Genomic DNA, 13,205 nt, shown 5'->3' with positions numbered 1-13,205 from the left:
CGAGCGTTTTTATTTGGAGGCTGCTATGGGAAACGGGAGCATTTTCGATGAAAATTTGTTGAAGACTGATTATTCCCCGATTATATACGCCTATTATTACAAGCAGTGGAACGAATTTCACATGGCTTTCCACCAGCATGACTCTACGGAAATCATGTATGTGATCCAAGGAGATTGCTTGGTTGAATGGGACGGCGGGACTGGCGGCAGAGAAAAGGTCGTAAAGCTCAAAAAAGGCGAGTTTATATTACTGGACGCCAATGTTCCGCATCGGCTTATCGTTGAGAACACGTGCCGAATGCTTAACGTTGAATTTGGATTCAGCGATCACAGCGGTTATGTACCTTCCATTAAGCAATTGGCAGCAGAAGAGGAGCCGCTCCGTGCGATGATATCCGCTCCGACGTCCTATTTAATGCTGATCGATCCGGACGATGTTTATCATTTGCTCAAAAGCTTGGCACTGGAATTGGATCATCGAGGCAGCGACGGGGGCGTGCTGGACCGAATGCTGATGTCGCAGCTGTTGATTCGAATAAGCAGGCTGAGGCGCGAAACGGAAAACAACGCCAGCCATCAAGTCGAGCAGTATGTGAAACAGAGCATTGAATTTATGCATCAGAACTACGACCGCAGCATTCGCGTGAATGAGATGGCTGCTCATGTCAGTTTGCATCCGGGGTACTTGCAAAGAATATTCAAAACGCACTCCGGGCAAACGTTAATGGAATATTTGACTGCCGTGAGAATGGAAAAAGCGAAGATGCTCCTTCAGCAAACCGATATTCCCATCGCGGACATTTCCGATTATGTGGGCGCCGGGAGCCGTCAATATTTTCACGCCTTGTTCAAGAAACATACGAAGCAGACTCCGATTGAATTTCGGAATTCGATAAATACGCATCGCTTTTTAGATAAAGGTGAGAATATCTGACAGTTACTTCAATCTAAGGTCATGATTTTGATAACGCTTCCTCCGAGCGGTTGCTACAATGGAACAAACGGACGAATTTCGTTTGAAAACGAACTGGAGGGCGATTATTATGGCTTTCAAAATTGCTTTTATCGGTGCGGGAAGTATCGGTTTTACCCGTGGATTGCTTCGGGACATGCTTAGCGTTTCCGAGTTCAGCAACATCGAGGTTGCTTTTACGGACATCAATGCTCATAACCTGGAGATGGTAACGGAGTTATGCCAACGGGATATATCGGAAAACGGGTTATCCATTAAGATTCAAGCAACGACCGATCGCCGCAAAGCGCTGGAGGGCGCCAAATATGTGTTTTGCACGATCCGGGTGGGCGGTTTGGAAGCCTTCGCCACCGATGTCGATATTCCGCTTAAGTACGGAGTCGATCAGTGTGTCGGAGATACGTTGTCTGCAGGCGGAATCATGTATGGTCAACGGGGAATCGTGGAAATGCTTAATATTTGCAAGGACATCCGCGAGGTCGCAAGCCCAAATGTCACTCTGCTGAATTACGCGAATCCGATGGCTATGCTAACGTGGGCTTGCAATCAGTACGGGGGCGTACGTACGATCGGACTGTGCCACGGAGTTCAAGGCGGACATTGGCAAATCGCCGAGGCGTTCGGATTGAATAAGCAAGAAGTCGATATCATTTGCGCGGGCATCAATCACCAAACCTGGTACATCCAAATTCGCCATAACGGCGAAGATTTAACGGGTAAGCTGCTTGAAGCCTTCGAGAAACATCCGGATTTCAGCCGGACAGAGAAGGTACGCATAGACATGCTGCGCAGGTTCGGTTATTACAGTACAGAATCCAACGGTCATCTAAGCGAATATGTGCCATGGTACCGCAAACGTCCGGACGAAATCTCACAATGGATCGACCTCGGCAGCTGGATCAACGGAGAAACGGGCGGATATCTTCGCGTATGCACGGAAGGCCGCAACTGGTTCGAGACGGATTTTCCGAATTGGATGAAGGAGCCTGCCATGAAGTATGCTGCGGAAGAACGCGGGGAAGAGCATGGTTCTTATATTATCGAAGGCTTGGAAACCGGAAGGGTATACCGCGGACACTTTAATGTGGTGAACAACGACGTAATCGCCAATCTGCCAGCGGACGCGATTATTGAAGCCCCTGGATACGTGGATCGCAATGGCATTTCCATGCCGATCGTCGGCAAGTTGCCGCTTGGTCCGGCCGCGGTGTGCAATGTCAGCATTTCGGTACAAAGGCTCGCGGTTGAAGCTGCCGTTCATGGAGATGACAAGCTGCTTCGCCAAGCTTTCATGATGGACCCGCTGGTGGGCGCTGTCTGTAACCCGAAAGAGATATGGCAGATGGTGGACGAGATGCTGGTTGCCCAAGAGAAATGGCTTCCTCAATATGCGGTTGCCATTTCCGAAGCTAAAGGGCGGCTTGCCGCAGGCAATCTCATTCCAACGAATGAAGGTTACCGGGGGGCTGTTCGGTTGAAGGTGAAATCGGTAGAAGAAATGCAACAGGACCGCGAAGCAGCCAACAAAAATGCCGGCGAAGCCGACAAAGGGAAAGAACGGGCGATGAAGGTATAGAACAAATCGAGAATTATGACAACATATAAATTATCCGGGTTAAATATTGTGTCATATATCGCTTTGTGGTATACCATAAATAGCGACAAAATGTTTCAATCCGAGGAGGAAATACAGATATGAAATTTTATTTGGATACGGGTAACGTGGAAGAAATCAAAAGAATCGTAAAACTTGGCTTGGTAGACGGAGTCACGACGAATCCGAGCCTGATTGCTAAAGAAGGCCGTATTTTCAAAGACGTAATCAAAGAAATCTGTTCTATCGTGTCAGGTCCGGTCAGCGCGGAGGTTATTAGCCTCGACGTCGCCGGCATGTTAAAGGAAGCTCATGAAATCGCGCAGTGGGCGCCGAACGTCGTCATTAAATTGCCGATGACCGAAGCGGGGCTGGAAGCTACGCAACAGCTGTACAAGGAAGGCATCAAGACGAACGTCACTTTGATATTCAGCGTGGCGCAAGGTTTGTTGGCTGCTAAAGCAGGCGCGACTTACATTAGCCCGTTCGTGGGCCGGTTGGACGATATCGGCGTTGACGGAATGGCGCTCGTCAGAAATCTTCGTCAAGTGTTGGATCAATATGGACTAGCTTCCGAGATTATCGCGGCAAGCATTCGCCATATCGGTCACTTCGAGCAAGCGGCGCTCGCGGGCGCTCATATCGCTACCATTCCGGGATCGCTGCTTCCGGTTCTCTGGAAACACCCGTTAACGGATAACGGGATCGATCGTTTCCTCAAGGATTGGGAAAAAGTTCCTAAATGATAAGGAATGAGCGAGCTGTAAAGGAGTGAGCTTCTTATCGAACTCACAGTAAGGCAATTGACGATCATTGAGCTTGTAAAAAAACACGCCCCCATCACCGGCGAGCAAATTGCCGAGTGCTTGGGGATCAGCCGTCCGACCATCCGGTCGGACTTATCTGTGTTAGTCATGCTCGGCTACATCGATGCTAAGCCGAAAGTCGGATATTTTCTCGGCAAGGTCATGACCTCCGAAGGCCAATTAAACGACAAATTCATGAATTTGAAAGTCAAAGATGTTATGAACCGACCTGTAGTTATCGTGGAAAGCGCAACGGTAAACGATGCCGTCATTTCCTTATTCGTAGAAAATACCGGTTTTTTGACTGTTACTGATGAGCATGGGGCACTTACGGGCATGGTCTCCTTGAAGGATTTACTTAAGGTCACCTTAGGAAATCCGAACGCCGCGGCTATCCCGATTAGCATGGTCATGACAAGAGTGCCGCGTCTCGTGCTTGTCGCTCCCGATGATCCGGTGTTGGAAGCTGCCAAGAAAATGCTGGAGCATCAAGTCGGGGGCATGCCGGTCGTCGTATCTCACGGCGATCGCAGCCGTCTTGAGGTGGTCGGACGAATTACGAAAACCATTATGACGCAAGCGTTGGTGGACTTGACTTCGGGGTTTATCGCTGAGTAGGGGGAGAAAGGATGTCGGAGCCAAGGCAGAAGGTTATATTCGTATGTTCGGATGCCGTAGGGGAAACCGCGGAAGCCGTTGCGAGAGCGACAGCCCGTCAATTTGCGACCGAGCAGGTCAAAATAAAAAGATACGGCAACATTAAACACGAAGACGAGATCAAATCGATCATAGTTGAAGCTTCGTCGATTGGAGGCTTCATTGCCTATACGCTTGTACAGCCGGAGCTCCGCGAGACGATGCGCGAAGAGACGATTCGCAGCGGCGTGCGCGCAGTAGACGTGATGGGGCCGATGATGCAAGCTTTCATCGATACGTTTAATGATTCTCCGAAGTATAAACCCGGCTTGCTGCACGAAATGGATGAGAACTATTACCGTAAAATCGAAGCGATCGAGTTCGCGGTCAAATATGATGACGGCAAAGACGCTCGTGGGCTGCTGCAGGCGCAAGTGGTGCTTGTGGGGGTATCGCGCACATCGAAAACGCCGCTAAGCATTTATTTGGCCCATAAGGGAATCAAGACGGCCAACTACCCGCTAACGATCGAGGTCAAGCCGCCGCAGGAGCTGTTCGCAGCTTCCAACCGGCTTCTAGTCGGCTTGACCATGCATCCTGAGCGATTGCTCAAAATTCGCACGGAGAGACTTAAAGCGTTAGGCTTGCCTAGCCAAGCTCATTATGCCTCGATCGAACGAATTGAGAAGGAGCTGCAATTCGCTTCCGAGATCATGGATCGATTGAATTGTCCGATAATCGACGTGACGGAGAAGGCGATCGAAGAAACGGCCGGACTTATTATGGAAATGCTGGTACCTTAATAAAAGCCGTTCTAAGGGCAAAGAGAGAGATTCTCTTGTAGGCCTTGGGACGGCTTTTTACATTGCTTCATTAATCCTTCAGATCTTCTATCGATTGAATGTCCATATACTTCGGGACGAGGCGGCAACCATGGCATCCGCGTCGCCGTTCGCAATTCCTGCCCACATCGGGCCGATTTCAACTTGGAGCATATCGAACTTGTAACCAAGCCGTGTTTCTAATACCGCCTTCACGACATGGGTGCTGGCGATTTCCGAATCCCATGCGACATAAGCGAGCTTTAATTTTTGACCGGATACAGCGGGAGTGTTCTTAATCCATTCGTTAACTAAATCCGGGTTGTCCGTTATCCACTCGGAAGCCGCTTTGTCCGGAGGTGTGCCGCCGCTCAATTGGTCTGGAAAACGGGTTTCTAAGCCTTCCAAGCCAACCAGTTGAAGGGACTGCAGCGCTTTATCATGACGGGAGGATATATCCATCCCTTTAATTTCGAGTCCGTTTTCTACGTTCTCGATTATGGTTTTATGGGAAATAAAGCGAACTTCTGGAACACCATGGCCATGCTCCTGCGCCTAACTTCCCTTAATTGCTGCGGACTCATGGACACGATATCTTTCCCGTTGATCAACATTTTTCCGCGTTAAAAAATTCGGTTCCTATTTCATCAAAAATCGCTCAGGATACTCCGATCTTCTATAAGTCGGGGAGGAATGAGCGTCAGGCGTGAGCCTGAATGCCTTTTTTGGATGCTTCCTTCTCCTCTGAAATGTGCTATAATCAGCATGTGAGGAGACGAACATATGCTCGTAATGGTGACGGCGAAAATAAAAATCAAGCCAACGCAAGCTCAAGCAGAAGCGCTGCTGGAAACCGTCTTCGCTTACCGTAAAGGCTGCAACCTCGTATCTTCGGTGGTGTTTACCACTAGACAATTAAAGCAGCCTGCACTGCACCAAATCACCTACAACACGCTTCGCAGCACTATTGGCCTCCGTTCCCAGATGGCCCAATCGGCCATGAAGACCGTCATTGCCAGATACAAGACCAATCAAAGCAATGGTCACGATTGGACACAAGTTCAGTTTAAGCAGCCGGAGTACGATCTCGTATGGAATCGCGACTATTCGTTAAGCTCCGGTTTGTTTTCAGTGAACACCTTGCAAGGGAGAATCAAGGTTCCCTTTGAGAGGAAGGTGATGGAGGTCTACTTCGATGGTTCCTGGATGTTCGGAACCGCGAAGCTTGTCCGCAAGCATCACAAGTGGTTTCTGCATATTCCAATGTCCAAGCAAATGACCGAACCGCAGTTGGAAGAAATGACACAGATTGTAGGCATCGATCTGGGAATCAACTTTCTCGCGACAACCTATGACAAGCAGGGCAAAACCATCTTTTTTCCGGGTAGAGCGATTAAACGCAAGCGGGCGAAATACAAACAAATGCGCCAGCAATTGCAGAAGAAGCAAACCCCATCCGCCCGCCGTAAGCTCAAACAAATCGGGCAACGAGAAACCCGTTGGTACGCCAAGCAAGTTTGTTAGCTCTGGCAAGGTGAAAGTCCTTGCAAGGTAAGGCCTAGCCAGCCACCTTTATCGAGTGTTGCACCGAAATGGGAGACCACTAGGTGAAGTGTACACAGAGAATCTCGCAGGCCATAGGGAGCCATACCTCCCGAAGCATATTCAGCCTCATCAATCTCGTCTGGAAACAGACAAAGCGCAGATGACGACGTTGTCAACGGAACGGAAGTCAACACAAAGGAATCGCAAAAGGCAAGATTCCCAAGGGTCTGCTGGGGTACAAGAACGTGGCATGTAAGAAGAGAGAAAACAGGAACTTGGGAGGTACCCTAATCGCTCCTGAGCCAAATGGGCAATGGTAGGCCGGACAATCGAAAAAGAGGAAGGCCAATGGCAGATAAGGGATTCGGATTCATTCATAGTACTCCGAGGCGGGAGAGCCGGCCACATGGGGAAGGGATGAACAGACGTATGCAGCTTGCAAAGGAAACCTATGCCGGACAAGTAGGGCTGGAGAAACATAGGCAAACCTCACTGCGAGGAATAGCAATGAAGGCGAAGGAAAACAAGGCGCATCGGTTCGAAAACCTCTACCAACTACTCGATGTTCCTGCACTACACATGGCCTTCAAACATTTGAAGAAGAAAGCAGCTGCGGGTGTAGATGACATTACGGCTGTAGATTATCAAGAAAACTTAGCAGGAAACATCGAAAAGACGGTAGAGCAGCTCAAGACGAAACAATATCGGGCAAAGATGGTACGCAGAGTGTATATCGACAAAGGTCAAGGCAAAAAGCGCCCTCTCGGCATACCCGCTGTTTCGGACAAAATTGTTCAACATGCTGCGGCCAAAATACTCGAAGCGATTTATGAACCAGTGTTCAGTTCGCAGAGCTATGGGTATCGACCAAATACGGGAGCACAAAAAGCGGTAAAAGAGTTGACGCACGAGCTAAACTTCGGAAAATACAACTATATTGTGGAAGCTGATATCTCGAATTATTTCGGCACCATCAACCATGACTGGCTGCTAGAGATGATGGGATTGCGAATCGCTGACAAAGCCTTTCTAAACCTGATCCGAAAATGGCTGAAAGCAGGAATAATGGAGGCAGACGGGAAAGTAATCCATCCTGTAACTGGATGCCCGCAAGGGGGCACGATTAGTCCAATTTTGGCTAACATCTACCTGCACTACGCACTGGATCTTTGGTTTGAAAAAGTCGTAGAGCCCCGAAGTGAGGGGAAGGCTTACTTCTGCAGGTATGCAGACGACTTTGTGTGTGCATTCCAATATAAGCATGATGCTGAACGATTTTACCGGGTGTTAGGAAGTCGACTAGGAAAATTCGAACTGAGCCTGTCGGAAGAGAAGACGAATATCATCAGTTTCTCCCGATTCCGCAAAACGGAAAACACTCATTTCAGTTTTCTGGGTTTCGAGTTTCGCTGGGGAGTTTCTCGGACAAAGAAAAATACAATAAAGCGTCGAACAGCACGCGAGAAACTAAGAAAATCAGTAGCAGCATTTAAGGCATGGTGTAGAGAGAAGCGACACATTAGGTTGCGGCGACTGTTTCCAATTCTTAAAGCCAAATTACAGGGATATTACAACTACTATGGCCTCATAGGAAACTATGTCAGTCTGAATCAATTCTATGTAGAGGCGATAAAGAGTCTGCATAAGTGGTTGAACCGAAGAAGTCAGCGACGAAGTTTCAACTTAACAGAACTTACCGTATTTTTAAAGAGATACCATATACCCAAACCCCGAATAATGGAGTCTAGCACGATCCAGTTGCAATTTTATTTCTGATCGCCGGAAGTATGGAAGCGAATACGTTTGAAGAGCCCGGTGCGGGAAATCCGCACGCCGGGATCTGTGCGGGGGGTGTCGGGTAACCGGCATCTCTACCGTGACGATGACCGATGTGAATCACGCGGTCAGTAAGGCACTCGTTAGCCGATATGGAGCGAATACGCTGTTTGTGCTGGAGGATTTGACGGGCGTGCGCAACGCGACAGAAAAGGTCAAGCTCAAAGACCGTTATGTATCGGTATCGTGGGCGTTCCACCAACTGCGCAAGATGGTAGAGTATAAGGCACAACTTGCAGGATCTAGGATAATTGCAGTGGACCCGAAATATACCTCTCAACAATGTCCACTTTGTAACCACAAAGAGAAAGCCAATCGAGACAAGAAAAAGCATCACTTTTGTTGCCGGAATTGCGGCTATCAGAGCAACGATGACCGAATAGCGGCGATGAACCTTCTAGCCAAAGGAAAGGCATACCTTAAAGAAGGTACAAGCATAGCATGACTATGCTTGCAGGGTAGCTGTCAATCTGCCCGTCGGTAAGCATAAGCTTTCCGTAGATGTGACACCAAGTCCTTAATGAACAGCCAAAGATCGGAGTCGAAAGACGTTTGCACGATTGGGTTGTCACAAACCGCTACTTCAAACGTTAGTTAAGTAGGGGTTATTGACAGAAGTTAGAGTATACATAAATCGGTAAATTTACGCATGGTAGGCCGGGAACAACAACAAAGCCTGGGTCAACCGAGGGGGAGAATAATCCCTTGGTTCACTCAGGCTTTGCGTTTGCGGCTAGTTAACCGTCAGGTTCACGGTTTATTGAGCCATCATTTGACGAATGATTTGTTGTTTCCGTTGAGAGCAGGACAACCGCTTGGAGGTGTCTCCGAAGAATAGGTATTCGTCGCCTATGACCGAGATATTGCGCACGTTCACATAACAATCCGACGAAACCTTGAAGAAGGTCGAGGTATCAGAGATAAGGCGATTTCTTTCTTCGGCGGACAGCCTTTTTTTGATGTTGTAATTCCGACCGTGAAAGCTGATTAACCCATGCACTCCGACTTTGAAAAATAACGTATCGTTGCGCGGCTCGAAATCCTCGTACACATTTTTCTGCTGTAGCGCTACGTTCATCGTTCCAATTCCCCCTTAGAAATATGATCCGTTGGTAGCGCTTTCAGTATAACATGAAAATTAGCTTTTTGGGTAACTTTCCTAAAGAAATTATAAATTATCACAAAAATTATGCGCAGTGGGACACAATAGTGTGGCAGCGGCGGAAGAATTGTGCTAAAAAATCGAGTAACTCATGCGTGGAGGGGCGGCGGGGGGAGAATTGTGCTAAAAAATCGAGTAATTCATGCGTGGGAGGGGAGCGGAGGAGGAATTGTGCTAGAAAGTCGAGTAACTCATGCGTGGAGGGGGCAGCGGCGGAGGAATTGTGCTAAAAAATGTAAGCGTCAAACTCTTCCGGCCTAAGTGAAAGTCGTGCCATCGACAGCAAAGCGAACGGCTATCGTCTGCACTCGAAAACGAAAGAGGATCGGCTCGTCCGATTGACCAGCACACGAATACCAATGCCAACGTACAGTGGAAGCTCATTCCCATTCCGTTAGGCTCGTAAGATCACAGTAGACATGAAGGCATACACGAGAACAAAGGACGTCCGGCAGGGCGCCCATACATGTGCGTTCTTAAAAAATTATAATATTCCTTGACTGGAATATTCTCATTAGTGTATATTAAAGATGTTCGAACGGCAAGGAAAAAAAACTGTACGAAAATATGGAGGAGGTAAATGAATGGAAACAAGTAATCCTGTATCCATCACGGTTGAAACTACGATTCATAAGGCGGTTGCAGAAGTGTGGAACTATTGGACGGAGCCGCAGCATATCACACAATGGGCGTTTGCTTCCGACGACTGGCATGCGCCGAAAGCCGAGAATGATTTGAGAGTCGGCGGGGAATTCGTTACAAGAATGGAAGCTAAAGATGGCAGCTTTGGGTTTGAATTTGGCGGTGTATATGATGAGGTGAGAATAAACGAGTTTATTTCTTACACGATGGGCGATGGAAGAAAAGTTGCGATTACTTTTGTAAGTCAAGGAAACGACACGAAAGTAATTGAAACGTTTGATGCAGAATCCACCAACCCCGTTGATATGCAACAAGCTGGATGGCAGGCGATTCTGGACAATTTTAAAAAATATAGCGAAGCCTCCAAATAAGATTAGGATAAAAGAGACTTTAAAGGAGATGGTGCCTTACAGGCATCATCTCCTTTACAATTTAAAAACTTACTTCTCTGTTGCACTTTCTTAGTTAAAGCGCCGGAAATGGGGCGTTGCCTGCCTCAGCATCGTCCACAGGGACGGCCGCGCAGGAAAGAAAACCACTGCGGATGAAGGGAGAGCGACCCCTTCCGCAGTGGTTTCACAGCTCATTGAAGGCTTAAACGAATGACGTTCCAAGAAGCTTTGCTTAAATTAGCGCTAATAGTAGAACCGTCGGACTTAGCATTGCCGAGCGTGTGCGGTTTGACGCGATTCGGCCCACTGGCTGTATTCACTGCTTTAAGATTTTCGTTCTCGAGAACGATATGCTCGAGCACTTTGCAAGCGCCGAAGCTTCGCAGGTCGACTTCGAGCGGCAATGGGTTCGTCAAATCGCGGTTAACCGCGAAAATCGTCACTTCGCCGGACTCTTCATTGTACACCGCGATGGATTCCAAATAAGGGATATCCGTAATATCCTTCGTATCGTATTTAGGCGATTGCACGATAGGAACAAGCGCATTGCCTCGTCCGTAAACGGAAGCGTGCATGTACGGATAATAAATCGTCTGAGCCCAAGCTTGCCCGCCATTCTCGGTCATGATCGGGGCGATGACATTGACAAGCTGAGCCAGACACGCCATTTTCACGCGATCAGAATGCTTCAATAAGGCGATCAGCAAACAACCGACGACAAGGGCATCCTCCATCGTGTATATATCTTCAAGCTGAGGAGGCGCAATTTGCCAAGGCTCGATTTTCTTGTCGGCTTCGTTGGAGTGGAACCAGACGTTCCATTCATCGAAGGAAAGGTACATCGTTTTCTTGCTTCTCTTCTTGGCTTTGATGTAATCGCAGGTTGCGGTTACGCTTCGAATGAAATCTTCCATCTCGAGCGAACGGCCGAGGAAAGTCGCCGTATCGTTCTGGTGGTTTCCATAATAGCTATGCAAAGACAGAAATTCGACGTGCTCGTAAGTGTGGTCTAGAACGGTCGATTCCCATTCCGGGTAGGTGATCATTTCCCGATTGGAACTGCCGCAAGCGACGAGCTCGATCGTCGGATCGACCCATTTCATGACTTTGGCGGATTCCGTAGCAATCCGACCGTATTCCGCCGCGGTTTTGTGACCGATTTGCCATGGACCGTCCATTTCGTTGCCTAGACACCAAGTTTTGATCGCATGCGGATTTTTGTAGCCGTGGCTAACCCGAAGATCGCTCCAATATGAGCCGGAGGGATGGTTCGCATACTCGACAACATTACGTGCTTCTTCAACCCCGTGCGTTCCCAGATTGATTGCCCACATCACGTCCGTTCCCGCGGCGCGTGACCAGTCCACGAATTCGTTTAAGCCGAACTGGTTGGGTTCGATAGTTCTCCATGCCAGCTCCAACCGGCTTGGACGTTGATCCTTCGGCCCGATTCCATCCTTCCAATCGTAACCGGATACGAAGTTTCCGCCCGGATAACGGATAATCGGAACGCGAAGCGCTTGAATAAGGGACAGTACATCTTTGCGAAACCCTTGTTCATCGGCTTCGGGGTGACCGGGCTCGTAAATACCTCCGTAAACCGCGCGTCCGAGATGCTCGATGAAAGAGCCGTAAAGGCGTTCATCGATCGGGCTAATGATGAAGTCTTTGTCCACGATCATTTTGGCTTTATACGACATGATTTTCTCTCCTTGGATTAATAAAATTATTAATCATTAAATATAAACAACTACTCAACAACTATTAAAACTTATATGCACTCATTTGGCAATACTCTATTTTCAACTTTTTATTTGATCTTTTTAGGATTTATATTTATATTAATTGAGTAGTGATTTGAACGGGGAGGTCCCCAATGATCAGAGCGAATACCGACCGCAAATGGTTGCCTTTGTATGAGGCGTTAGCGAGTGAAGTTCGTCTGCGGATTCTGGAACTGCTAGCGGAAAAACCGATGAACTTGAAGGAAATCGCCGAGCGGCTGGAGCTGAGCAGCGCGATTCTGACGATGCATATTCGCAAGCTTGAACTATCGGGATTAATCGATACGAAAATGGTTCGCAAGCATGGGGGCACGCACAAGATTTGTTCCTTGGCAGAGACTAGCGTGGAAATCGCGCTTCCTCATGCCGGGACGGAAGAAAGACTATTTTATGAGCAAAATATTCCTGTCGGGCATTATACATCCTTTGACGTGCACCCGACATGCGGTTTAGCTACGCGGGAGAAGCTTATCGGCCAATTTGACGATCCTCGTTATTTTCTTGACCCTGAGCGGGTGAATGCGGCGATTATATGGTTTGGCAAAGGGTTCGTGGAATATAAGACGCCGAATTATTTATTGCCGAGCCAGCAGCCGGAAGAGTTGGAAATTTCGTTCGAGATCGCTTCGGAGGCACCCGGTTCGAACGATCAGTGGCCATCGGATATTCGGTTTTACATAAACGACGTTCGGCTTGGAGAGTGGACGAGCCCGGGGGACTACGGAGGAGATTCGCGGGGAAGATTTACGCCCGATTGGTGGGCGATTCCTCTTAATCAATTCGGTTTATGGAAGGCGCTTAGGGTAAATAACACAGGAACGTATATGGATGGGCAGAAAATTTCGGATACGAAATTGGACGACTTGAGGTTGGAGAAGCATTTCTGGACAATTCGTTTCACCGTCGAAGAGGATGCCCAACATGTAGGGGGACTCACTTTGTACGGATCGGGGTTTGGTAATTATAATCAAGATATACAATTTCGCATGTATTACAGCCAGAGGAGATAGAAAG

At 48.2% G+C, this 13,205-nt stretch carries 11 protein-coding genes and 2 pseudogenes; 10 read left to right on the top strand and 3 right to left on the bottom strand.

Annotated elements, in window-relative coordinates; translation table 11 throughout:
* Nucleotides 1–25: 25 nt before the first annotated feature.
* From K7P76_RS06310 to K7P76_RS06290, 5 genes are all read left to right on the top strand, one after another.
* The gene (locus tag K7P76_RS06310) at nt 26–934 is read left to right on the top strand and encodes an AraC family transcriptional regulator (protein ID WP_232184312.1); all 909 of its coding nucleotides are present in this window, start codon (nt 26–28) and stop codon (nt 932–934) included.
* A 109-nt stretch (nt 935–1,043) separates the two neighbouring features.
* The gene (locus tag K7P76_RS06305; protein ID WP_232184310.1) at nt 1,044–2,549 is read left to right on the top strand and encodes an alpha-glucosidase/alpha-galactosidase; all 1,506 of its coding nucleotides are present in this window, start codon (nt 1,044–1,046) and stop codon (nt 2,547–2,549) included.
* Nucleotides 2,550–2,668: 119 nt separating this feature from the next.
* Nucleotides 2,669–3,313 carry a fructose-6-phosphate aldolase gene (gene fsa / locus K7P76_RS06300; RefSeq protein ID WP_232184309.1) on the top strand — a complete coding sequence of 215 codons (645 nt, stop codon included), beginning with the start codon at nt 2,669–2,671 and terminating at the stop codon, nt 3,311–3,313.
* Between the two features lie 57 nt (nt 3,314–3,370).
* Nucleotides 3,371–3,991 (top strand): helix-turn-helix transcriptional regulator, encoded by a 621-nt coding sequence (locus K7P76_RS06295; RefSeq protein ID WP_232184308.1) that lies wholly within the window; start codon nt 3,371–3,373, stop codon nt 3,989–3,991.
* Between the two features lie 11 nt (nt 3,992–4,002).
* Nucleotides 4,003–4,812 carry a pyruvate, water dikinase regulatory protein gene (locus tag K7P76_RS06290; RefSeq protein ID WP_232184307.1) on the top strand — a complete coding sequence of 270 codons (810 nt, stop codon included), beginning with the start codon at nt 4,003–4,005 and terminating at the stop codon, nt 4,810–4,812.
* An 87-nt stretch (nt 4,813–4,899) separates the two neighbouring features.
* Here K7P76_RS06290 and K7P76_RS06285 read toward each other — a convergent pair whose 3' ends face one another.
* Nucleotides 4,900–5,292 carry a glycine betaine ABC transporter substrate-binding protein gene (locus tag K7P76_RS06285; RefSeq protein WP_309244734.1) on the bottom strand — a complete coding sequence of 131 codons (393 nt, stop codon included), beginning with the start codon at nt 5,290–5,292 and terminating at the stop codon, nt 4,900–4,902.
* Between the two features lie 321 nt (nt 5,293–5,613).
* On the opposite strand from K7P76_RS06285, the pseudogene K7P76_RS06280 reads away from it, so the two are divergent.
* From K7P76_RS06280 to K7P76_RS06270, 3 genes and pseudogenes are all read left to right on the top strand, one after another.
* A pseudogene (locus tag K7P76_RS06280) lies at nt 5,614–6,333 on the top strand (transposase); the annotation flags it as partial.
* Between the two features lie 471 nt (nt 6,334–6,804).
* Nucleotides 6,805–8,151 (top strand): group II intron reverse transcriptase/maturase, encoded by a 1,347-nt coding sequence (gene ltrA, locus K7P76_RS06275; protein ID WP_232184306.1) that lies wholly within the window; start codon nt 6,805–6,807, stop codon nt 8,149–8,151.
* A 106-nt stretch (nt 8,152–8,257) separates the two neighbouring features.
* Nucleotides 8,258–8,656 (top strand): annotated as a pseudogene (locus K7P76_RS06270) (RNA-guided endonuclease TnpB family protein); the annotation flags it as partial.
* A 312-nt stretch (nt 8,657–8,968) separates the two neighbouring features.
* Here K7P76_RS06270 and K7P76_RS06265 read toward each other — a convergent pair.
* Nucleotides 8,969–9,289: a hypothetical protein gene (locus K7P76_RS06265; protein ID WP_232184305.1), complete on the bottom strand. Its 321-nt coding sequence runs from the start codon at nt 9,287–9,289 to the stop codon at nt 8,969–8,971.
* Between the two features lie 668 nt (nt 9,290–9,957).
* Here K7P76_RS06265 and K7P76_RS06260 point away from each other — a divergent pair.
* On the top strand, nt 9,958–10,386 hold the full coding sequence (locus K7P76_RS06260; protein ID WP_232184304.1) for an SRPBCC family protein: 429 nt from the start codon (nt 9,958–9,960) through the stop codon (nt 10,384–10,386).
* Between the two features lie 212 nt (nt 10,387–10,598).
* Here the strand turns inward: K7P76_RS06260 and arfA are convergent, their stop codons facing one another.
* Entirely contained in the window at nt 10,599–12,107 is a 1,509-nt protein-coding gene (arfA, locus tag K7P76_RS06255) for an arabinosylfuranosidase ArfA (RefSeq protein ID WP_232184303.1), read from the bottom strand.
* 176 nt (nt 12,108–12,283) lie between these two features.
* Here arfA and K7P76_RS06250 point away from each other — a divergent pair, with 176 nt between their 5' ends.
* Complete coding sequence (locus K7P76_RS06250; RefSeq protein ID WP_232184302.1) at nt 12,284–13,201, top strand: ArsR/SmtB family transcription factor; 918 nt, start codon at nt 12,284–12,286, stop codon at nt 13,199–13,201.
* The last annotated feature ends 4 nt before the right edge of the window (nt 13,202–13,205 follow it).

Origin of the sequence: Cohnella silvisoli (assembly GCF_021190915.1) — a bacterium.
Lineage (GTDB): Bacteria > Bacillota > Bacilli > Paenibacillales > Paenibacillaceae > Cohnella > Cohnella silvisoli.
This window is presented reverse-complemented; position numbering and strand designations above follow the sequence as displayed.